General features: G+C 61.6%; 16 protein-coding genes and 1 pseudogene. 14 read left to right on the forward strand and 3 right to left on the reverse strand.

Going from position 1 to position 21,725, the window contains the following annotated elements; translation table 11 throughout:
- Positions 1-921 precede the first annotated feature (921 nt).
- Positions 922-996, forward strand: a pseudogene (locus LDN82_RS10635) (recombinase family protein); the annotation flags it as partial.
- 107 nt (positions 997-1,103) lie between these two features.
- Here the strand turns inward: LDN82_RS10635 and LDN82_RS10640 are convergent.
- Both LDN82_RS10640 and LDN82_RS10645 read right to left on the reverse strand, forming a co-directional pair.
- Positions 1,104-2,129: a LacI family DNA-binding transcriptional regulator gene (locus LDN82_RS10640; RefSeq protein WP_224167355.1), complete on the reverse strand. Its 1,026-nt coding sequence runs from the start codon at positions 2,127-2,129 to the stop codon at positions 1,104-1,106.
- A gap of 38 nt (positions 2,130-2,167) precedes the next feature.
- Complete coding sequence (locus tag LDN82_RS10645; protein ID WP_224089960.1) at positions 2,168-2,791, reverse strand: DUF624 domain-containing protein; 624 nt, start codon at positions 2,789-2,791, stop codon at positions 2,168-2,170.
- Between the two features lie 151 nt (positions 2,792-2,942).
- Between LDN82_RS10645 and LDN82_RS10650 the strand changes: the two genes are divergently transcribed.
- From LDN82_RS10650 to LDN82_RS10710, 13 genes are all read left to right on the forward strand, one after another.
- Positions 2,943-4,223, forward strand: a complete 1,281-nt coding sequence (locus LDN82_RS10650) for an extracellular solute-binding protein (RefSeq protein WP_224089962.1) — start codon at positions 2,943-2,945, stop codon at positions 4,221-4,223.
- Positions 4,220-5,179, forward strand: coding sequence for a sugar ABC transporter permease (locus LDN82_RS10655; protein ID WP_224167356.1), 960 nt, complete (start codon positions 4,220-4,222; stop codon positions 5,177-5,179). The genes LDN82_RS10650 and LDN82_RS10655 overlap by 4 nt, the downstream gene beginning before the upstream one ends.
- On the forward strand, positions 5,172-6,041 hold the full coding sequence (locus LDN82_RS10660; RefSeq protein ID WP_224167357.1) for a carbohydrate ABC transporter permease: 870 nt from the start codon (positions 5,172-5,174) through the stop codon (positions 6,039-6,041). Before LDN82_RS10655 ends, LDN82_RS10660 begins: the two co-directional genes overlap by 8 nt.
- 31 nt (positions 6,042-6,072) lie before the next feature.
- On the forward strand, positions 6,073-6,918 hold the full coding sequence (locus LDN82_RS10665) for a sugar phosphate isomerase/epimerase family protein (RefSeq protein ID WP_224167358.1): 846 nt from the start codon (positions 6,073-6,075) through the stop codon (positions 6,916-6,918).
- Positions 6,915-7,967, forward strand: coding sequence for a hydroxyacid dehydrogenase (locus tag LDN82_RS10670; RefSeq protein WP_224167359.1), 1,053 nt, complete (start codon positions 6,915-6,917; stop codon positions 7,965-7,967). Before LDN82_RS10665 ends, LDN82_RS10670 begins: the two co-directional genes overlap by 4 nt.
- A 3-nt stretch (positions 7,968-7,970) precedes the next feature.
- Positions 7,971-10,067: a glycoside hydrolase family 36 protein gene (locus LDN82_RS10675; RefSeq protein ID WP_224089973.1), complete on the forward strand. Its 2,097-nt coding sequence runs from the start codon at positions 7,971-7,973 to the stop codon at positions 10,065-10,067.
- A 72-nt stretch (positions 10,068-10,139) separates the two neighbouring features.
- Positions 10,140-11,414 carry a mannose-6-phosphate isomerase, class I gene (manA, locus tag LDN82_RS10680; RefSeq protein WP_224167360.1) on the forward strand — a complete coding sequence of 425 codons (1,275 nt, stop codon included), beginning with the start codon at positions 10,140-10,142 and terminating at the stop codon, positions 11,412-11,414.
- Between the two features lie 16 nt (positions 11,415-11,430).
- Positions 11,431-12,375, forward strand: coding sequence for a BadF/BadG/BcrA/BcrD ATPase family protein (locus tag LDN82_RS10685; RefSeq protein ID WP_224089976.1), 945 nt, complete (start codon positions 11,431-11,433; stop codon positions 12,373-12,375).
- Positions 12,376-12,438: 63 nt separating this feature from the next.
- The gene (locus LDN82_RS10690; protein ID WP_224089977.1) at positions 12,439-14,367 is read left to right on the forward strand and encodes a beta-L-arabinofuranosidase domain-containing protein; all 1,929 of its coding nucleotides are present in this window, start codon (positions 12,439-12,441) and stop codon (positions 14,365-14,367) included.
- Positions 14,368-14,711: 344 nt separating this feature from the next.
- Positions 14,712-16,763 carry an immunoglobulin-like domain-containing protein gene (locus LDN82_RS10695; RefSeq protein WP_224167361.1) on the forward strand — a complete coding sequence of 684 codons (2,052 nt, stop codon included), beginning with the start codon at positions 14,712-14,714 and terminating at the stop codon, positions 16,761-16,763.
- A gap of 186 nt (positions 16,764-16,949) precedes the next feature.
- The gene (locus LDN82_RS10700; protein ID WP_224089979.1) at positions 16,950-19,859 is read left to right on the forward strand and encodes a carbohydrate binding domain-containing protein; all 2,910 of its coding nucleotides are present in this window, start codon (positions 16,950-16,952) and stop codon (positions 19,857-19,859) included.
- A gap of 440 nt (positions 19,860-20,299) precedes the next feature.
- Positions 20,300-20,443 (forward strand): hypothetical protein, encoded by a 144-nt coding sequence (locus LDN82_RS10705; protein ID WP_224089980.1) that lies wholly within the window; start codon positions 20,300-20,302, stop codon positions 20,441-20,443.
- 14 nt (positions 20,444-20,457) lie between these two features.
- Positions 20,458-20,652, forward strand: a complete 195-nt coding sequence (locus LDN82_RS10710) for a hypothetical protein (protein ID WP_224167362.1) — start codon at positions 20,458-20,460, stop codon at positions 20,650-20,652.
- A 499-nt stretch (positions 20,653-21,151) separates the two neighbouring features.
- Here the strand turns inward: LDN82_RS10710 and LDN82_RS10715 are convergent, their stop codons facing one another.
- A complete protein-coding gene (locus LDN82_RS10715) occupies positions 21,152-21,724 on the reverse strand; it encodes a flavin reductase family protein (protein WP_224167363.1) in 573 nt (190 codons plus the stop codon).
- Position 21,725 lies beyond the last annotated feature (1 nt).

Here is a 21,725-nt window from a genome sequence, read left to right on the forward strand (position 1 = left end):
CGCCGAACCGGCCCGGATTCCGCATGTTTCCGCCACTTCCCAGTGATACCAAGGCCTGGAATCCCGTTCGAGTCCCACCTCGGGCACGGCATACCCCCTCGACAGAGGGGGTTTTTGCTTCAACGTGTTCACATATCTTGTGGTCAGTCCCTCTGACTCTGGTTCGCGGCCTGGCCTGGCCGCCGCGAGGGCCTATTCGGGCGTGTGTGGGGGCGGGGTGAGCGTCCTGGCTGACGGACGCTGCGCCGGCTTTGAGATAGGGGTGTGTGGTTCGTCGTTCCTGATGCTGTCGGGTTGGTCGTGGGTGGCCAACACCTATTCATGCTTTCGGGCCACGCTCACAACATGATGTCGGTACCTAAGGCGTGGAGCGTTTTCGGAAAGTTCCGTCCGAGGTGCGGGTGTGGCTTGGTCCCCACAAGGGCTGGGCAGCGAGGGGCGATGTTCTGTAGCGGCGTGCTCCTGACCGTCTGTTCTTGGTTTTAAGGGCATGAACTTTCATTGGGTGTCCGCTGGCTGCATGACCTCTGACTGGTCAGCGCGGAGAAGGCCTTTGACACGGTCTCATCGATGGATTCTTTGAAGGGACAGAGGTCCGTTTGCATTCACGCCACATCGCTCTTGTGGCCGAGAGACCTCAAACAACACAACACGATCGTGTTTCGGGCGGACTTTCTTTTCGGGGGAGTTTTTGCCTTCTCCGATGCATCAGCATGGGCGGTGTCGAGGAGTGAACCAGCGCTGTCTCGACAAGCTAAAGTCTTATGAGACATTTGGCGGTGACACTTCAGGAGGTTGCCGGTTGGATCCCGAAGCCCTGAATTCCGGGACTTTGTCCCAGCGCTTTGTCTCAATAAGTCATCTCACCGTAAAGTGTCTCGCTGGCCTAGTGCGGGGGAGTTGATGAGGCAGAATTGCGGAATGAGAATGCTCGGATACACGCGAGTCAGCACGGCCGCCCAGGATGCACAGCTGCAGCTCGATTCGTTAGCCTCGGCTCGTAAGCCTGACGCCGCAAGTTGGGCCGCGCTCCGGTCATCTCCCTTGGCAACACCAGCTCTGGCCGAGGCAAACGCAACAGGTTGGATCCCGGGAAGGTCGCTTCAGTTTCGCAGTGATGCGGTAGTTGTCGATTCTCGCAGGAGGAGGGCGGGTCGAACCTTGGAGTCTCGGACGACTGTGTCTCCGGTGAGACGCTGTTGGAGCAGTTCGAAAGCTCTTAGTCCGAGGTCTTGGAAATCAGGTGCGACGGTGGCTAATGATGGCCACGTAAATTCGCTGAAGGGCTGATTGTCCCAGCCGATGATTGATACGTCTTCCGGGACCCGCACGCCCTTCTCATGGAGGGCCCGAAGCGCGGCGAGAGCGAGCCCATCGTTGGAGCAGAAGATAGCGGTCACTGAAGGGTCCGCTGCTATGCGAAGTCCTTGCTCGTAGCCGGACTTTGCTGCGCGGGAGGCTTTGAGGACGGGTGGCGGGGTGATGTCGGCATCTGTAAGCGCGTCGTGCCAGCCTTGGTAGCGTCCCGAGAACTGGGTTAGGGGAAACAAGCCGAGGTGGTGCACGGTTCTGTGTCCAAGGCTCAGCAGGTGCTCTGTAGCTTGACGACCCGCGGCGTACTCGTCGATGAAGGCGTATGGGAAACCTGGCTGGCCTACGGGAAAGCCGGAGGCCGCCACCGTCGGGATGGAGGACGGGAGTTGTTTCAGGACTTCGGCGGCTGAAGGGTCGAAGTCCAAGACGATGATCCCAGCGAGTTGCTGCTGGAGGGTGCCTTCCAAGGCTGCTTGGACGTCTGCAACGTCTGCAGATTTGACGGCCGATATGACGACGGAATAGCCCGCTGCCTGGGCGGCCTCCTCGATGCCGGCCAAGGTGTTGGCGTAGCCGTATGCTGCTGTGCTGGCCGCGAAGATGGCGATCATAGTTTTCGTTCCGCTGCGAAGGCTGCGTGCCAGCGAGCTGGGACGGTAGTCCAGTTCCTTGATGGCAGCCTCGACGCGCTCCCTCAGGCCTTGGCTTACGGGGATGTTCCCGGTGAGGACACGCGAAACGGTGGGAACAGAGACCCCCGCCAGGCGTGCGACGTCGGCAATGACAGGTTTGCGGGAATCGTTGGCGATCGTCATGGCATCCTTGCTCTCAAGATAGTGTTCGTCTGTCCGATTCAGCCCCCTTGGCGGCTACGGGCATCTGCTGGCCTTCGAACCAGCAGCCATGCCAGTAGCGCCGGTACCAGGCCGCTGAACACTGGTATTAGTGTAGGCAGGCGGAGCGCGAGAACTCCCCAAGTGGCCAAGGCAATGACCGCTGCGGCGAGGAACAGTGGCTTTTTGAAGACGATGCGCATTCCTTCTTCCCAAAGGTCCCGGGCCCCGGTGTCCGGGCCTGCATTCATTGCGCCTCCTAGCACCGCGAGATAGACGGCAGCTGCTGCACCGCATATGGGTATCAGTACGCATAAAGCCAATGTGCCGAGCATCCCGGGAGTGGAAAGCCAAAACAGAATGGCGAAGGTGGCTGCGGCCGCGAACGCCGTGGCAAGGATGCCCCACCAGCCAACACGCCTCCACGCCCAGACAAATTCCCTAAGGAAACGCCGTGTGGTGCCGGGCCTATGGTCAAGTACCACCTGTTGGAAGGCCCGTTGCAAAGCAATTGCTGCGGGAAAAGCCGTCAGCAACGGAATGCTGGCGACCAGGAACAGTAGCTGGAGCAGCAGAACCTCGCCGGTGACCTCGAATGCGTTTGTAACGGCAGCTCCTTTGGAGCGGTTCTGTTCCTTGTTCATGCGTCCATCTTTCCGTCTGCTTCGTTGCTGACGATACGCCTGTGGAGTTCCCGGAGGCCTCCAAAAAATGTGACTTGCATCGCTGATATCGATATCATACACTGATTCCACTCGCCGTCCACCGTTGGATGGCTCACTCAGGAGGATTGATATGGCACGTCGACGTGCAGCAGGTTTTCTTGCGCTGGCAGTGGCTGGCACTCTGGCTCTCAGCGCATGCGGCTCCGGCGGATCGTCCAGCGCCCCCGCATCCAACCCGGCTGAAGTAACGGGTACGCTCCGGGTCCTGGTTCCCAGCTACCCGGCAAGCAATGAGGGCAAAGCCGCTCTCGCAAAGGTTGTCTCAGCGTTCAATGCGAAGTACCCCAAGGTCACTGTTGAACCGGACTTCGCCACGTTCGACACGCTGAACCAGAAGATTTCCACGTCCATCGCTGGCGGCCAGGGCTATGACGTCCTGGTGACGGGTATCGGGTGGGTACCGCCTTTTGCGGCGAAGAATGTTTTCGAGGACTTGTCTACTTTTGGAGCCTCAGGTGACTCCCTTGGAAAGTCGACCAACCCGGCGCTTGTCCCGGCCTCAGAGTTCAAGGGCAAGGTGTACGCGGTCCCCCTGATCGCCGGCCCCAAGCCGCTGGCTCTGCGTAAGTCGCTGTTCCAGAAGGCTGGGCTGGATCCGAGCAAGCCCCCGACAACCATGGAGGAGATCAAGGCCGCGGCCGAGAAGCTGAGCGTCAAGGACGCTGCCGGCAACATCACCCAGGCTGGCTTCGATTTCTGGGCAGGACCGGGCGGCTACCGCCAGGACTTCGTTGCCTTGCTCGGGTCTTTGGGCAAGCCGCTATACGACGGTGAAGGCAAGCCTCAGTTTGCCGGCTCCGAGGGCGCTCAGACCCTGGAGTGGATGAAGAGCATGGTCAACAACGTGCAGAAGTATGGTGCGCAGAATGCCGCGAAGTCGCCCTTGGTCAACACCGGGGAAGCAGCAATGGGCTTCACTGGCGGTTACATCGACTGCTCCGACAAGGGCGTGGGCAAGGCCACGTGCGATGACCTGGTCTACTTCAACCTCAAGGACAAGGAAGGCTCCATGTTCACCGGCGGCCAGCTGGCTTCGGTGGGTAAGAGCAGCAAGATCAAGTCTGCTGCCTGGGACTTCATTCAGGAACTGAGCAAGCCGGCGGCCGAATCGGATATCGCAACCTTGAACTTCGCCGTCCCGGCAGCCAAGGACGCCGCTGACTCCACTGTTGTGAAATCCAACCCGGCAAGCACCTTCGTCGCGTCCAACCTCGGTGACGCGAAGTTCGAAGGAGGCGCTGCCAACTGGCTGGAACTGCGCGGAACGTTTGGAACAAGCCTCGATGACGCCTTGCTGGGCAAGAAGCCGGTCCAGGACACACTGATGGCATTGGAGCAGCAGTCCAAGTGAGCACGCTCAAAGAACCAAAGACGGTGGCGCACGCGACGCGGGGCAGTAACGCCCGCGCCGTGCGCGCCACGGGGCGCCGCGGATCACGCCTGACCAGGCAGCAGTCACGGGCCGGCTGGTGGCTTCTGACGCCGGCACTGCTGCACTCAACGTTCTTCCTTGCCGTACCTGCCGTGGCTGCGTTGTTCCTCAGCTTCACCGACTACGACTTTTCCGGGGCCTGGAAGCTGATTGGGGCGGAGAACTACATCGAGCTCTTCCAGGACACCCGTTTCCAGGCTGCACTGCGCAACACGATCGCCTACACGCTGGTAGTGGTTCCCTTGTCGATGGTCCTGGCACTGCTGATAGCGCTGGGCCTGAATCTGAAGATCCGGGGACTGGGCTTCTTCCGCACCGTCTACTACCTTCCTGTGGTTACCGCCACGGTTGCCGTGGCCTCGGTGTGGTTGTGGATCTATCACCCCAGCGCTGGTCTCGCCAACGCCGTCGGCAGCCTCTTCGGGCTCTCCCGCTCCGAATGGCTGAATGACCCAGGCATGGCACTTCCGGCATTGATGGCGGTCGGAATCTGGCAAGGACTCGGCGCCAAAATGATCGTCTACCTGGCTGCCCTGCAAGGCGTCTCCAAGGAACTTCTTGAGGCGGCCAACCTCGACGGAGCCAACCGCTGGCAGGTATTCCGCAATGTCATCTGGCCCGCCCTGGGACCGGCACACTACTTCGTCCTCATCACCGCGATCGTGCAGACCTTCCAGGTTTTCGACCTCGTCTTCGTCATGACCAAGGGTGGTCCGGTCAACTCAACAACCGTTCTGACCTTCGACATCTACAACAACGCTTTCGAAGGCCTCCGGCTGGGCTACGCGTCCGCTGAGACGGTCATCATGCTCATACTCGTTGCGGTCTTCATCTATCTGGGCGGCCGTTCGCAAAGGAAAAACCAGGATGCATAGCAAAAAGCTCACGCCCGGCCGGGTAGTTCTGTACGCAGTACTGCTGCTGGGCTCGGTAGTGATGATCGGACCGTTCATCTGGATGATCCTGACCGCGCTGAAGTCCACTGGGGAAGTCAGCACCTTCTCGTGGCTGCCCACACAGTTCCACTGGGAAAATTTTGCAGAGGCCATGAACGCCGCACCCTTCCTGCGGTACTTCGGAAACAGCCTCCTGCTGACCCTGGGTGAAACGGCCCTGACCCTGGTGTTCTGCACCATGGCCGGATACGCCCTCGCCAAGGCGCCCATCAGGGGAGCCAAAGGACTGCTGAACTACTTCATCGCCCTGATGATGGTTCCCTTCCAGATCATCCTGGTTCCGCTGTTCCTGCTGGTGAAGTCCATCCCGCTCTTTGGCGGCAACGACATCTTCGGCCAAGGCGGCACCGGATGGCTGAACACCTGGTGGGCCTTGATCATCCCGCTCGCCATTGCACCCCTGTACACGTTCCTGGCACGTCAGTTCTACGTGACCTTGCCCTCGGAACTGGCCGACGCCGCCAGGGTCGACGGTCTCGGCGAGTTCGGAATCTTCTTCCGCATCATGACACCTCTGATCAAACCCGCATTGGTCACCATCGGCGTCTTCCAAATCGAAGCAGCCTGGAACAGTTTCCTGTGGCCCCTGATCGTTACCAACTCCGATGAGCTCAGGCCCCTGCAGGTCGGGCTGGCGATCTTCTCCCAAGACCCCCTGAACGTCCAGTGGCCCTACCTGATGGCTGGGGCAACCCTGGCCACCCTTCCGATGATCGTCCTGTTCATCTTCGCCCAGCGCAGGTTCGTTGAAGGCATGGCCAGCGCAGGGCTCAAGGGCTGACACAATCCTCCTCCCACACTCAAGGAATCACATGATCACGCCGTCGGCGTCCACGTTAGGCGCGCCCGGAACACCATTGCCGGTCGTGCTGAGATGGCTCAAAGATGTCCAATTTCCTGGCATCGAACTGCGGCTGGCGCCCGGAGAAGCGGCCGATCCTAACCTCGACAGGCAGGCCCGGGAGGCACTCAGAAAGGCAATAGAAGCCGCCGGTATCAAGGTGACGTCCATCGCGAGCTATGTCCAAGTAGCCGCGGCGGGCAAGGACGAAACCGTTATCCGCGAGCTCATCCAAGCCCTGGACTTCGGCCGGGACCTCGGCGCACACATGGTTCGCGTGTTCCCCGGAGCCGAGACAGCTCCCGCCCCGTTCAACACCGCACCGGCCCTGCTGGAACCTGCAGACGTTGTTGATGAACGCGCCGCCCGGCGGCTCACAAGCGTGAGCGCATATGGCGACGTCGTAGGCGTCATGCCAGTGCTCGAAACGCACGACTCGCACCCGACAGGGGCCGACATCGCGCGAATCCTCGCACGTGTCCAAGGCACCGTCGGCGTCGTCTGGGACCTCCTACACCCCTGGCGGGTCGGCGAGGCGCTGGAAGACACCTGGAAGTCACTCCGGCCTTGGTTTTCCACTGGCCGTGGAACCGTGCAAGTAAAGGACGCCGCACTGCCCGAAAGTACGCCCGAACTCCTTGGCGGCGGCAACCTTCCGCTCAACGATTTCGCCGAACTGCTGATCAACGAAAAATATCAAGGCACTGTCACGCTCGAATGGGAAAAGGCTTGGTACCCGCAGGTTCCGCAATTGGACCTGGCACTCAAATCCACCCGCACCTGGCTGGACCTGCACTGGCGAGGAGAAGAAAAGTGAGCGCTGCATTGCACAGTAACGCCCAGCAAAAGGGACAGGCACTGTTTCGCCCACGAATCGGCCTGGCCATGCAGGACGCTGAACTGCGGGACGCCCTTTTTTCCAAACGGCTGCAGTCACGACTGGAAACCATCGGCGATTGCGATTTCAGCAACGTCATCCAGGACTTCAGCGCAGTCCCGGACAGCGTCCTTGATGGCATTGATGTCCTGTTTACGGGATGGTTCTCCCCACGCATTGATGCCGATGTTCTGGCACGCATGCCCCGGCTCCACCTCATTTCCCATGCCGGGGGCAGCGTCAAAGGACACGTCCTGCCCGAATGCTGGGAGCGGGGGATCACCGTCACGACAGCTGCGGAAGCCAATGCTATCCCGGTAGCCGAGTTCACCTTGGGGATGATCCTGCTCGCAGGAAAGTCAGCCGTCACCGCCAGCCGCCTGTACACGCAACGACAAACAAAAATCGACAGGGAAGCAGAGTTCCCCAGCTGCGGAAACTATGAACGGGCCGTGGGCATCGTCGGCGCGTCAACCATCGGACGGCTCGTGCTCGAACGCCTGCAACCGTTCGATTTCGACGTCTTCCTATACGACCCAACCATTACCGACGCCGAAGCACGCAGACTCGGCGCGAGGCCGGTCAGTCTCAACGAACTCATGGAATCAAGCGACATTGTGTCCCTGCACGCGCCCGTCCTTCCAGAGACCATCGGAATGATCGGGGCCAAACAATTGGCCGCCATGAAAGACGGTTCAACGTTGCTCAACACGGCCCGTGGCGAACTCGTGGACCAAGCAGCCCTGACCCGGGAGCTGCAGGCCGGCAGGATCAATGCCTACCTCGATGTGACCCATCCGGAACCACTCCCAGCCGGAGACCCCCTCTTTGCGTTGCCCAACGTCTGGCTGACGCCCCACATCGCAGGATCCATGGGCACCGAGCTGCACCGTCTCACCGCCTATGCATTGGACGAAGTCGAGCGCTACGCGGCAGGGCTATCTCCGAAGTTTCCCGTCGGCTTGTCCGACCTGGCAAGAATGGCTTAGCACATGGCGACCGATTCGATCTCGTGGACCAATGGATCCTTCTCACTGGTCCTGCAAACCGCCACGGACCGCCCCGTCGCGGTCGCCCACCTTGGCCCCACCGAACCAAAAGCCGTGTTCCAACAAGGACCTGCCCTTGTAGAAATCCTGACGGTCCAGCACGGGAGGGCCAGGACGAGCCAACGTTACGGCGAGTCGGTCGTGGGAACCCGGCTCCGGTACATCGGCCACGAGACCGGCAACGACGGACACTGGCACACCCTCACGGTCCGCCAGCGTGACGAAGGGACCGGGATCGAAGCTGAGGTTGTGTTCCGAACAGCAACAAAAGCGCGGGCTCTGCAGGCCGTCACCACCGTACGGAACACCGGGCAAGAACCCCTCCATTTGCAGGCAGTTACTTCCCTGGCAGTACCGCTCCTTAACGGCGGGCGGGGGGCGGACCTGCGCAGCTTGCGCCTTGCCTCCGGAACGTCGCAGTGGCTGGGTGAGAATCAGTGGACCCTCAAGGCGCTGCGCGAGGTTCTGCCCGATCTGAACCTGGGTTTCCATGCCCAGGACCAGCGAGGGCATCTGCTCCGAGCCTCAACGTCTTCCTGGTCGACGGGCGGCCCACTGCCCACAGCGGCTCTGGTGGACGCCGACGACAGGTGGTGCTGGATGTGGCAGGTGGAGCACAACGGCGGATGGGCCTGGGAACTAAGCGAAACCCGGCAAGGCGCCAACCTTGCCCTGCTGGGTCCGACCGATGACCAGCACCAGTGGCTTCAGCTGCTGCAGCCGGGCCAGACGTTTACGTCGGTACCGGCCTCGGTGGCGGTCAGCTACGAAGGACTCCACGGTGCCCTCGCCGAGATGACGGCACACCGCCGCGCGCTCCGCGGAACTGCCGTCACCCCAGGGCCTCCGGTGGTCTACAACGACTTCATGAACACCCTCATGGGCGAGCCCAGCACGGAAAAGCTTCTGCCGCTGATCAAGAGCGCCAAGTCTGCCGGCGCCGACATCTTCTGCATCGACGCCGGCTGGTACGACGACAGAACTGACTGGTGGGACGCAGTGGGGGAGTGGCAGCCCTCCACGGGACGGTTCCCCAACGGTCTGGCCGAGGTCACCGACGCCATCGGCCTCCATGGCATGGGAGTAGGCATCTGGCTCGAACCCGAAGTCGTCGGAGTACGCAGTCCGATGGCAGAAGCCCTGCCACAGGAGGCATTCCTGCAACGCAACGGCACACGCGTGGTCGAGCACGGCAGATACCACCTGGACTTCCGCCACCCAGCCGTCAGGGCACACTTGGACGAAACCATCGACCGGCTCGTCCATGACTTCGGCGTCAGTTACTTCAAGCTCGACTACAACATCACGGCCGGACCGGGAACAGATATTGATGCCAGTTCAACGGGGGCCGGCCTTCTCGGACACAACCGCGCCTACCTTGCCTGGCTCGACGGAATAAGAACCCGCCATCCACTTCTGACGATCGAAAACTGCGCCTCAGGCGCCATGCGGCAGGACTATGCCCTCCTGTCCCGCCTCGACCTGCAGTCCACCTCTGACCAGCAGGACCTGCTGCTTTACCCGCCGATCGCGGCCAACGCCTTCCTCAGCGTCCTACCCGAGCAGGCGGCCCACTGGGCCTACCCGCAAGCGGACATGACCGGCGCGGAAATACAATTCACGCTGTCCACAGGCATGCTCGGCAGAATGTGCCTGTCAGGTTTCCTGGACCGAATGACCGATGAACAAATGAGCATGGTCCGCACCGCAGTGATGGCCCACAAAGACCTGCTTCCGGAAATCCACTCCGCCACGGCATTCCTGCCCTCCGGCATCCCGCAATGGGAGGACCAGTGGCTGGCTGTCGGTCTGAAGGCCGCAGGCCGCGACCTCGTCACAGTGTGGAAACGGGAAGGACCCGAAAGCGAATTCGCCCTTCACTTACCGCAATGGGCAGGACAAGAGGTCCTCGTTGAATGGATCGGCGCGGGTGGAGCATTCGATTTCAAGTGGGACACGACCGGTTACTTGATGGTGAGCGCAACGGCGGCTGACATCTCTGCTGGAACCTTCGCCGTCAGCGCCAGAGGACACGGCTGACCGTCCGGCACCCCCCGTACTTTTCGACACAACCCGCCCAGCCGCGGCTCCAGAAAATCGAGAACTCCCATCATGCATCGTCTCAAGAACACCATCCGCAATTACAAGTGGGGATCAACCACGCTCATGGCGGACTACCTCGGCCATGAGAAATCAGGCCAGCCCGAGGCCGAGATGTGGCTGGGCGCACATCCCGGCGCCGCTTCGATTGCCCTTTCGGACGATCATGACAGCCGGCTGGATGAGCTCATCCTCGGCAACCCACAGCTCCTGGGTGAGGCCTCCCGGCAAAGTTTCGGTGATCAACTGCCTTTCCTCATGAAAGTGCTGGCCGCAGAATCGGCCCTCTCACTTCAAGTCCACCCCACGCGAAACCAAGCAGCGCACGGCTTCGCAGAGGAGGATGCACGGGGCATACCCCGCGATGCCCCACATCGAAACTTCAAGGATTCAAACCACAAACCGGAAATGATCGTCGCCCTGACCGACTTCGAGGCATTGTGTGGATTCCGTTCCGTGTCCGAGGCTGCCAGCATCTTTTCCTTTCTGGCTGCCGAGTCCTCGAGCTGCGAATCATCGTCTGTGCCGCTGTTTGGTGAGCTGCACCGAACCCTCACCCTCAACGGCCGCAGCGACACCGCCGCAATAGAAGCAGCGTTCGGCCAGTTGCTCACGGGCGGGCCTGCCGTCACAGAGGCCGTCAACAGCCTTGCGGAGCTGCTGGACCACGACCAGCCGGCGCACCACCCCTTCGGGGATGCACTGTCAACGGCACGTGAGTTGAGCCGGCTTTACCCGGGGGACCCTGGAGTGCTCATCTCACTGATGCTCAACCATGTTGCCCTGAAACCGGGCGATGCTATTTTCCTGCCGGCCGGAAACATCCATGCCTACCTTCACGGCCTGGGCATCGAAGTCATGGCCTCCTCCGACAACGTGCTCCGCGGCGGCCTCACCGGCAAACACGTCGACATCCCTGAGCTGATGCGTACCGTCGACTTCACCCCACTTCCCGTGCCACGCCTCAACTCCTCGATGACCGAACCAGGCCGCCGTGTCTGGGAACCACCCTTCAACGAGTTCCAGCTCCAGCAAATTGAGCTGGATGCCGACAACCGACATATCGAACTGCCACCAGGAAGCCCTGCCATTGTGCTGGTCGTTGACGGCCAAGGAACCGTGGCATCAACGAGCCAATCGCTGCACCTGCACCGAGGCCAGAGTGCCTTCATCGGGGCAACGGAGCACGGCGTAACCCTGCAGACCAACGAAACCGTAACTGCCTTCGTGACAACCCTCGCCACCAATGTCAACGCCACAACAACCAGCCAACCCAGCCACCGATAACCGCTCAAGGACTGCCATGCCAGATACACAAGCGCCGGGGACGACCGTGTGGGAAACCACGCCCGCACACAACAGGCACCTTCCAGTCATGATCGGCCTTGATATCGGAGGGACAAAAACACACGGGCTGCGTTTCGAAAACGGAAAACAGGCCTTGGAATACATCGCCGGAAGCGCCAATGTCCAGAACGTCAGCCGGGAAACCGCCCAATCCAACCTTGCACAACTGTTCCACCACCTAGGCCAGGGGCCCATTGAACGGGTGTATGTAGGGGCAGGCGGAATCGACACGGCCGAGGACGCCGAAGAACTTAGGCAATTGATTCAACCGTTCGTTCCTGAAGCAAAAATCGCCATCGTTCACGACTCGCGTCTCCTGCTGGCCGCCGGCGGGGTCGACACCGGAGTGGCCGTCATCGCTGGAACGGGGTCGGCCGCCTGGGGACGAAACAGCCAATGCGATGAAGCGCGTGCCGGAGGGTGGGGCTACCTTCTGGGAGACGAAGGCAGCGGCTACTGGCTTGGCCGGGAAGCAGTCCGGCACAGCCTTGATCTCATGAACCGAAACATCGCCCCCGACGCGCTGGGCCTCGCGCTCCTGGAAGCCTGTGGGATTGACCAACCCAGCCAGCTCATCGCACTCTTTCATTCCCCCGGCACCGGGCGGAGGTACTGGGCACAGCGCGGACAACTCGTCGCCGCCACCGCCGACCAAGGACACCAACCAAGCCAGCGCATCATCAACCAAGCAGCGCAGGACCTGGCCCGCATCACCTTCCAGACGCTGACCCAGCTGGAGATGACCGGTCCCGTCATCCTCGGAGGGGGGCTCGGCAGGAATTCAACCCGCTTCCAGGAAGCGTTCCGCGCGGCACTGGCTGAATGGGGAATCCACGACATCCGGGTTGCCCCTCACGATCCGGTGCACGGCGTAAAACGGCTCGCCGCCGAAATGCCCTAAGCAATCTCGCACCACCTTCGAACCATCCACTGCCCAGCACATCAACGACCACGGAGGTCACCGTTGCACACAGCCCAGACATCCCATGAAGCACTCCCGGTTGCCCCCTCCCGTGGCACCCTCTCGCCACTGCCCCTCCACGCCGTCACCCTCTCAAAGGGATTCTGGGGTGACCGGCAGGAACTCAACCGGGAGGCGATCATTCCCCACGGGCTCTCCTGGGTAACCCGACTCGGATGGCTGGGCAACCTCGAAAAGGCGGCCACCACCGAGTCCTTTGAACACCGGGGCCGCGAGTTCGCGGACTCCGAAATCTACAAACTCATCGAAGCAATGTCCTGGGAACACGCCCGGGCCGGTACCTCCGGGCTCGATGACATCCTGGACACCTTCATCGGCAAACTGGACGCAGCCCAAGACCCCGACGGCTACCTCCACACCCTTTTTGGCCGGCCCTGGCAGCAACCTCGCTACTCTGACTTCAAATGGGGCCACGAGCTGTACTGCTTCGGCCATCTCATCCAGGCCGCAGTTGCCAACCACCGCGCCACCGGCGCCACAACACTCCTCGACGTGGCACGCAAACTCGCAGACCACGTATGCGTCATGTTCGGCCCCGAAGGACTGAACAAGGTATGCGGCCACGCCGAAATCGAAGTGGCCCTGGTGGAGCTCTACCGGGTGACCGGCGAGACCAAGTACCTCGAACAGGCCGAATTGTTCATCGACCGGCGCGGCACAGGAACCCTGCCCTTGTTTGAATTCGGGCGCGCCTACTGGCAGGACGATATCCCGGTACGGGCGGCCACCGTGTTGCGCGGACATGCCGTGCGGGCACTCTACCTGGCCGCCGGAGCCGTGGATGTCGCCGTCGAAACCCAAGACACCGAACTGCTCGAAGCCCTGAAGCTCCAATGGCACAACACCGTCGCCCGCAGGACCTACATCACCGGCGGAATGGGTTCGCACCACATGGACGAGGCCTACGGCGAGGACTTCGTTCTCCCCCCTGACCGCTCCTACTGCGAAACCTGCGCAGGCGTCGCCTCCATCATGTTCAGCTGGCGCCTGTTGCTGGCGACCGGCGAACCTCAGTACGCGGACCTGATCGAGCGGACGCTGTACAACGTCGTGGCAACCTCGCCCTCTGCAGACGGCCGATCATTCTTCTACGCCAACACCCTCCATCAGCGCTCGGTTGCCGGAGAAGCGCCGCTGAACGAGGATGGTGTGTGCATCCGCGGCGGCTCCAGCGGGCGCGAGGCTTGGTTCGAAGTCTCCTGCTGCCCGCCGAACGTTGCCAGAACGCTGGCCAGCCTCGGCAGCTATCTCGCAACCTCGGATCCCACCGGTGTTCAGCTCCACCAATACGCCGCGGCGCGAATCCAGGCAGAACTGGCGGGTGGAACCCTGCAAGTGGACGTGGAGACCACCTACCCGTATTCGGGGCGCGTCATCGTTGCAGTGGTAGAAGCACCGGAAGCCCCCACGTCCATCCAGTTCCGCGTCCCGGCATGGGCTCAAGGGGCAACCATTGATTCCGGATCCGGGCCGCAGCAGGTGGAAACGGGCACCGCGACCGTCACCCAGGTGTTCACGCCCGGGCAGCGGATCGTGCTGGACCTGCCCATGAGCCCGCGGTTTTCCTGGCCCGACCACCGGATCGATGCCGTCCGAGGCTGTGTGGCCATCGAACGAGGCCCCGAAGTGTTCGCGCTTGAATCAGTCGACCTGCCCGAGGGCTGGGAACTCGACCAAGCAATGGTCGATACCAAGGAAGGAATCCACCAAGACGGAGACAGCCTCCTGGTCACCCTGAAACGGCGCCAGAACCCTGCCGACCGGCCCTGGCCGACTATCGCACACAACGAGGAGCCGGGCGCAACAGCAACCAACCAGGTGCCCCTGGTGCCCTATCACTCCTGGGCTGAACGGGGGAGCTCCACTATGCGCATCTGGATTCCAACCCTTGATTCCACCGATTTGTCCTGAATGCACCCGTCCATCAAATAAATAACGGCAGATTGGCAGGAACACTTCCATCAGTGGCTTTGGAAGTAGTCCTGCCAGTCCGTCGTGCCGTCAATAGGGACGCATCCTGGGCCCCTTGATGACGGCACGAAAATTGATTCATCAAATACGCCCAAACCACTTGTCAGAGCGAATAACCCGTGGTGAAATCGATATCACCTAGGCGGCCCGACCGGCCTAGAAGTAGTACCGAAAAGCCCTCACCACTCAACGAATCCAGCGTTCGGCAGATTTGCAGCGCCCTCCGGATCCACTGCGCTCACCACCGGTGACATTGTCGCCACCACCTTTCAGTGAGGAAAGAGATGGTCCCATCATCGAAAGCACTTCCGCTCGGAAGCCTGCTGGTTGTCGTCGTTGCCTCCGCGCTCACGGCCAGCACGGTACCGGCTGCGGCCGACGGTTCAGCCGGCGGACCGGCGTTGGAAGTAACCCAAGTCATTTATCCCGTCATCGACACCGACGTCCACGGCACAACCACTGTCCCCAGCCATTGGCTTCCCACCTTGGAAGTTGCCAATGGGGGCACTCCCGACAGCCCTGAATCGCGGGCTTCCTATCTGCGCTTTGATGTGAAATCGAACATTCCGGGCACGTTGAAGGACGCGCGACTGGAGATGACCCTGAAGGACCCGGCGGCGGCAGGTCCGACGACCCTGACCACGGGGTTCGTCAATAATGACACCTGGGTGCCGACCCGGGAGCGGGCCGAGCAGCCCCAATTCGAAATGACCGGAGCCACCAAACTGCCCGCTACCGACATCGCCGGGACAAGCGCATCGGTCCAGGTAAGCCACGGCACAGCCAAGTATTCGGCCCAAGTAGGGCAAGCTGCCCTCTCAGAGCGCGCCGGAGATGGGAAGCTCAGCCTGCGCGTAACCGCAGATCAGGTAGACCCGGGCAAGGTACTGTCATTCTTCTCCGACGAAGGAGGGATCGGAGACCAGCGACCCCACCTGGTTCTGACTACTGTGCTGACGGACCCGAAGGAGATCTCTGACGTCAAGCAGGCCCAAAGGGACCTGGCCTCGGCCCAAGCGCTCCTGGAGACGAACAAAACAGCCACGGCAGACCTGCCGCTGACCAGCCGGGCGCTTTCTCCTGAAGCGGTCGCGTGGTCATCCTGGGACTCAGACGTCATTAGCGATGACGGGAAGGTCACCCGCCCTCAGAAAGCCGTGGGCGACGCCACCGTAAAACTCGATGTCACGGTCACCAACGGGCCGATCAAGCTGACCGACAGGTTCGAGGTCAATGTCCCGGCACTTGAGACCGCCCAAACGCCCCCGGCGTCTCCAGCAGCCAAAGTCGAAACGGTCGAGCTGGAACCCACAGTGAACACTCTGATCACCGAGAAATGGTCCAATCAGTTCAACCATGTCCAGTACCCGCAACAGAACCTCGCCAACGAACTCACTGTGGCCCCCGGAGGTTCAATTCAGGCAGCAATCGACTCACTCGCAGCACAGGGTGGAGGCGTAGTCAGGCTCACCGAGGGTGTCTACACCGTCGGAACACGCATCAACCTGAAAAACCTCATCACCCTTGTCGGTGCCGGCCGTGACTACACCGTCATCCAGTACGAAGGCACTGGCACGGCCATCGGAACCACCCAGCGGATCCTTTCCGACGTGGTCGTCAAGGACCTCACCCTCAAAGGGGACCGAGGCTCGGCAAACCTCGCCCATGGCGTCCTCCTGGAAGGGGTGGACCCGGTCGCCTCGCGGCACAGCCGGATCGCCCTTCAAAACATCACCGTCAAAGACTTCACCGTTCACGGCGTACACATGAAGCGTTCGAGCAACATCATCATGTCCAACGCGAATATCCACCAGAACGGGTCCGCCAACGGGCTGTATCACAACGTGTACTGGCTCTTCGACAACAACATCCTGCAGTCGGATGTGGACATGTCGAACCCGGTCCGCGGCAAGGGGGCCAAGTACACCTCAACGTCCAACGTGATCGTCCAACGAGCCCAAATCCGCAACTCCACGGTCAATGGAGTCCAGGCGGACGGAGCCAACGACGACAAGATCCTCTTCCACAAGTTCGACATCACCGGCTCAGGTAAAACCGCACTGTGGTTCATTGCGGAAATATTCAGCAACCCAAACCAGTACACCGAAGACACTGCAAACGCGCCACGCGATGTCATCATCAGCGAATCGAAAATCACCGGCAACAAGCGCGGCGGCGTCTGGAAGATCGCATCAAACGTCACCGTTCTCAACAGCACGTTCGCCAACACCGACAGCGACCTCTTGCTGATGAAGAGCTACCCCACCCTCGAAAACACCACCTTCACGCACCCGCCACAGTACTTCACCGATCCCTCCCAAGTACCGCTCTTCTGAAACCCCGCAGCCTCGAATCCACCGTGGCCTGGTCCCGGCACCCCGGGACCAAGCCACCTGGATGGCTCACCACCAATCGTCGGTGTCTCTTTCCACTGACGCCCTCTTGAATCGGCACCACATCAGAGCCTGTGCCTCACTGCCCGGCGCAGTCTGACGTGCCTCTCACCGGCCAAAGGAGCCCAAATGACTGAACTATCCCGCCGTACCTTCGTGCAGGCCGCCTCCGCGGCCCTGGCATCAGCTGCCATCTGGACTTTGACCGATGCCACAGCAGCCCAAGCTGCCCCAGCAGGGTCCGGGCCCCTGGACCGCCTCGCATTCGGCGACGCCGCCTCGGAAACGGCCCACGGTGTGGCCGGCACCCTCTCATCCACTCTGACCGGTGCCCTGTCCCAACCGGCCAGGATCCTCAGCCCCACCGAACCGGCAGGGTCCTGGGGTGGCACCATTCGTTTCCGCATCAAGGTGGACCCCAAGGCAACCACATACCTGTCGCTTAAATTCTGGGGCGAGGACTTCGCCGCGCAGGAGCAGGAATGGCGCCTTCAGCTCTTCATCGACGGCAAGTCTGTCGGGTGGCTGGACCAGGGTCCTGTGGATGGCCTGGACCAGATGAGCCTGGCACCAAGGACAGCCGGGATGTTCTACCTCCACACCATTCCACTTCCCGAAAAGCTCACCAGCGGCCAAACAGAGCTGGAAGTCCAGATCCGTTCCCTCGGACGAATCTGGGCCTACGGGGACGAAACAAGCTTCTACAAGCCCATGACCAGCCCGTCACGACCCATCTACGCCGCCTACTCACACACCGATCCCTACTTCGCCCCGGCCACCGACGACCCGTTCGGAACGCCGTCTCAGCGCGGTGCACGGCCGGATGATTCAGAGGCCGCCATCCAACGTGTCCGCGACCGGGTGCTGACAGACCAAAACGCCCTGTTTTACGCCAAACCACCAGCCTCGCTCGATCCCTGGGCATGGATGACACTCGCCCATGGATACCAGTGGAAAGAAAGCCCGGCCTACAACTCTCCACTGGCACTCACCAAGATCTGTGAAGCAATTGACGCCACCTACATGGCTTGGAAAGCCAACAACGCCGTACTTACCGCGTCCGGCCAGCAATGGCTCGGATTCGGACGGGTAGCACTGGCCCTGGATACCTTGTGGGAAAACCTCCGGCCACTGCTGGACCAGCAGGTCACGCCAGGGAGCACCTTGGTTCCGAACCCCGGATTCGAAGCAGGCACGGCAGGCTGGACCGTCACCACCTGGAGGGGGAGCGGCTCCGCCGTCGCGGACCCCGCCGTTGCACGCTCCGGCAAGAGTTCCCTGAAAGTAACGGCCAACCCGAGCGGCTCAACCGGCAGCGTCGTGGGCGTCACCCTCGCCGGTAACAGCCGACCCCTTGTCGGCAACGGAACCTACCGCATCTCCGCCTGGTGTAAGACCGCAGCTGCAACAGCGCCGGGGGCCTACCTGAACATCCTTTTCTACAATTCTGCCGGCGCAGTGGTGCAAAGTGACCGAAAGTTCTTTGCAACCGCCGGCACCCACGACTGGGAGCAAATCACCGCGGAACTGCCCACACCCGCCGGTGCGGCCCGCATCCGCATCGACCTGCGCCTTGAGGGAACCGGAACAGCATGGTTCGATGACGTCACCCTTGAGCTGGTCAACGGTACGCCTCCCACGTCCGGCACTCTTCCGCTGCGACGCGACGCGTACCGCGAGATGCTCCTCGCCAGCCGCGAGTACTGGCGGCAAAACCAGCGGCACTACACCAACCAGGTCCAGTTCACCAGCCTGGGCGTATACCTCTGCAATAAGGGACTGGAGCTGCTTTCCCCGGCCGACGCATGGCCGGAGGAACGCGCGCGTGAATGGATCTACGAGGCCGTTGGACTGCTTCCCCTGTCCAGCGGAGAAAACGCCGACGGCAGCAAGAAATGGAAGCTGGGAAAGCAGTACTACATCTACAGCGAGCAGGGCCTCAGTCGCGAGCTGGGCTACGTCGGGGGCTACGGCGAGATCACCGCGGACTTGCTCGTGGGGATGTACGAGGCCGTGACCACCGGCGCCATCAAACGCGACGATGAAAAGCTGCGGGCCCGGGTGGAGCAGCTCTTCCTCAACCGGGGATGGTTCAGGCACGAGGGCTTCGATGAGGAAGGCCACCGCGTGATGCGCCTTGAATCCATCGTAGGCTGGCGCAACGAGCACTACCCCGGGGAAGTGGTCTATGTAACTCCTACTGACAAGGACGTAACCCCGCTCCAGGCAACTGCGGCGTTCCCAAGCCCCAAACTCGTCGGCTGGGCCCAGCAAATGATCCAGGACGGACAACTTGGGCCTGCCCTGGCCCTCCTGCACACCGATACCTCGGCAAGAATCGGACTCACGGCTTCGCGGTTCATCATGCATGACCTCCCAGCTTTCCAAGCCGCGGCCCCCAGCAGCGAACGACTCCCCGCCGGCTGGGGGCGCCCCGACTTCGCCTTCGCCGACCCAACCACCGGAGTGATCGCAATCAAGCGCGGCGACGAAGTTCTGTACGCCTCCCTCTACTGGCGGGCACGGCAAGCCGTGAACCGCTGGTCCCGGGTCCACCTGTTGCGACCGGACACCGAGCGAAGCGCCACGGTCCGTTGCGAGGTGGAATTCGGGTCCGCAACACCTGTTGGCACGTTCACTATCCAAGACTGGGTCTGCTGGGACTACACCATCAACGACAGCGACGGGAACGGACTCCGTCCCGGCGGGTTCGCCCCTCCCGGCCCTGCCCTTCACCAGGCCTACGCCGGCGACGAGCTTCCGATCGCCCGCACACCGGAGGGAATGGATCCGAAGCTTGGAGCCACCACACTGGGCGTGGAAGCCATCGAATCGGGCCGGGCGCCCTTCTACCGGCTCTCCTACGCCGGCTACCACATCGCAATGAACACCACCAAGGACCAAACCTTCGAGTACAAATGTCCTGCAACCGGCACGGGAATTGACTGCCGTACCGGGCAAAAGACAGCACTGCCAAACATGCGAAGGGTCGGGCCGGGAGAAACCGTCATTCTCTTCGACCCAGCAATCCGTCCCTAACTTGCTGCCATCGCAAACCGCGGATGACACATCAGACGTCGGTCGCGGCGACCTGCGCTCGGAACCGCAACATTTGAGTAAGCGTCCTGAGACGGCCGTTCATGAAACAACACCCCGGGCCGCATCGCCGCCCGGGGTGTTGTGCTCCCCTGGCCGTCTCCGGAAGCTGTTCTGCCAGCGACGTTCGCGGTACGTTGGCGCGGTGGCCATGGTTGGATTGCCCTGAAGGGCTGCCCGTCAACGCTGTTCCGGTTCCAAGGTTCTGTCAGGGTCCGTCGTAGATGCTCCTTTCCCGACCCCGGGTTTACGCAAGTCAATGTTGTTGGCCAACGCTGGAACGTGGGCCACATGTGTTGGCCAAGCGATTACCCCGGCGTTGATCGGGTGCCTACCGCTGCCGTCCCTTCCAAGCCGGCAGAAGGTTCTACAGCCTCAAGGCCATGAATACTGTCCCGGAGGCTGGCGAACCCGTGGAACCGTTCCGTGTCGTCATCGGCTTCAACAATCAGGAACTCTCGGCTTACGTAGCCCTTTTATCGAGCTCGTGGCAACGCCGGAACGACTGGAGTTCCGTGCCCGTTTAGGGTTCGGCCGGTTTATGGGACCATGGCGCGTCGAGCGGTCCGAGGTCACCAAGATCTTCAGGGCTCCGGGTTTGATGATGGGCGATTGCATCGCCGTCCGATGCAAGCATTACCTCGACTGGACGATCTATGCGTTTGGCCTGGAGCCGATACTCCTCACGCTCGAGGAACTCGGCTATCCCGTGGATTGGATTCACAGCACGCCGTGAACCTAGGCACTTCTGGAGTCGCTTCAGTTTGAAGGTTTTCCCGGGTTCGGCACAATTTCGGCTTGGAACCGACTTCGCTATGCGAGTCGACGCTTGTTTGGACATCGTTCAATCATGGGGCCACTCGTGCTGGTCTGGTGATTAGTCACGTGGCGTGGCCCGGTTGAGGTTGGTCATGAGATCGCGGTTCGCAGCCCGCGCGGCGGTGTAGTCACTGTGTTGGATACTTCATCGATCCGGCGGGCTGCGCGGTGCCACGCAACATGCAATCTGCAGGGGCGGCTGTGCCGGTGTTCCTGCCCGCCTTACGGGTGGGCAGGAACGTGTCAAGGCCTCGTTTCTCGGTGTCTCGGACTATCTCGTACAGCCATCGGACTGGCCCGGATTCCGCATGTTTCCGTCACTTCCCATGAGCGATGTTAACGAGGACGACGGCGGGAGTTATCCTCCCGCCGTCGTGAGCCGTTCGGCTTGCCGCCTCGCATTGCTGGCGCGGCGCTCAGCCTTCAAGCTTGGAATGCTCGCCCAGACGGTGCCATGAACGGTTGTGGTAGACCAGAGCGTCGCCCGGTTCGCCCGGGTGGACGTCACGCATCACGCGCGACTCCAGGGCGTGAACGGCGATGATTGTGGAGGTCCCCACCTCCATGCGATTGATCACGGCGCACCGCACCCAGGCGCGGACATCGTCATACACCGCTTCGCCGGTGGCAAGGGGCGACCAGCGGTGCGTCTGGTCAAAGCGGTTGGCCCCCGGGGTCGCTCCAAACTTGGCCAAGTCGACGTCGTGCGCGTCCAGTAGGTGCACGACGACGGTTTCGGCGCGCGAAAGCACCTCGGACGCAGAGGACAGTGCCGAGACCGAGAAAATCAGCAACGGAGGTTCCGCACTTACTGACACGACTGACGATACCGTCAGTGCCACCGGTCCTTCGCCGGCATCCGCCGTGATGACGGCGACACCTCCTGGGTGGCCACGGAACAGTGCTTTGAATTCGTCGGCGGAGAGGGAGGACGGGAAGGTTTGCTTCGGAGCCCCGAGCCACGTGTCGGTGGGATAGGCGTGAAACATC

Origin of the sequence: Arthrobacter sp. StoSoilA2, from assembly GCF_019977195.1 — a bacterium.
GTDB lineage: Bacteria > Actinomycetota > Actinomycetes > Actinomycetales > Micrococcaceae > Arthrobacter.

Bases quoted from the DNA above. Each gene is read 5' to 3' on its own strand.
- LDN82_RS10640 (WP_224167355.1), bottom strand. From the start codon at position 2,129: ATGACGATCGCCAACGATTCCCGCAAACCTGTCATTGCCGACGTCGCA.
- LDN82_RS10645 (WP_224089960.1), bottom strand. From the start codon at position 2,791: ATGAACAAGGAACAGAACCGCTCCAAAGGAGCTGCCGTTACAAACGCA.
- LDN82_RS10650 (WP_224089962.1), top strand. From the start codon at position 2,943: ATGGCACGTCGACGTGCAGCAGGTTTTCTTGCGCTGGCAGTGGCTGGC.
- LDN82_RS10660 (WP_224167357.1), top strand. From the start codon at position 5,172: ATGCATAGCAAAAAGCTCACGCCCGGCCGGGTAGTTCTGTACGCAGTA.
- LDN82_RS10665 (WP_224167358.1), top strand. From the start codon at position 6,073: ATGATCACGCCGTCGGCGTCCACGTTAGGCGCGCCCGGAACACCATTG.
- LDN82_RS10675 (WP_224089973.1), top strand. From the start codon at position 7,971: ATGGCGACCGATTCGATCTCGTGGACCAATGGATCCTTCTCACTGGTC.
- manA (WP_224167360.1), top strand. From the start codon at position 10,140: ATGCATCGTCTCAAGAACACCATCCGCAATTACAAGTGGGGATCAACC.
- LDN82_RS10685 (WP_224089976.1), top strand. From the start codon at position 11,431: ATGCCAGATACACAAGCGCCGGGGACGACCGTGTGGGAAACCACGCCC.
- LDN82_RS10695 (WP_224167361.1), top strand. From the start codon at position 14,712: ATGGTCCCATCATCGAAAGCACTTCCGCTCGGAAGCCTGCTGGTTGTC.
- LDN82_RS10700 (WP_224089979.1), top strand. From the start codon at position 16,950: ATGACTGAACTATCCCGCCGTACCTTCGTGCAGGCCGCCTCCGCGGCC.
- LDN82_RS10705 (WP_224089980.1), top strand. From the start codon at position 20,300: ATGAATACTGTCCCGGAGGCTGGCGAACCCGTGGAACCGTTCCGTGTC.
- LDN82_RS10710 (WP_224167362.1), top strand. From the start codon at position 20,458: ATGGGACCATGGCGCGTCGAGCGGTCCGAGGTCACCAAGATCTTCAGG.
- LDN82_RS10715 (WP_224167363.1), bottom strand. From the start codon at position 21,724: ATGTTTCACGCCTATCCCACCGACACGTGGCTCGGGGCTCCGAAGCAA.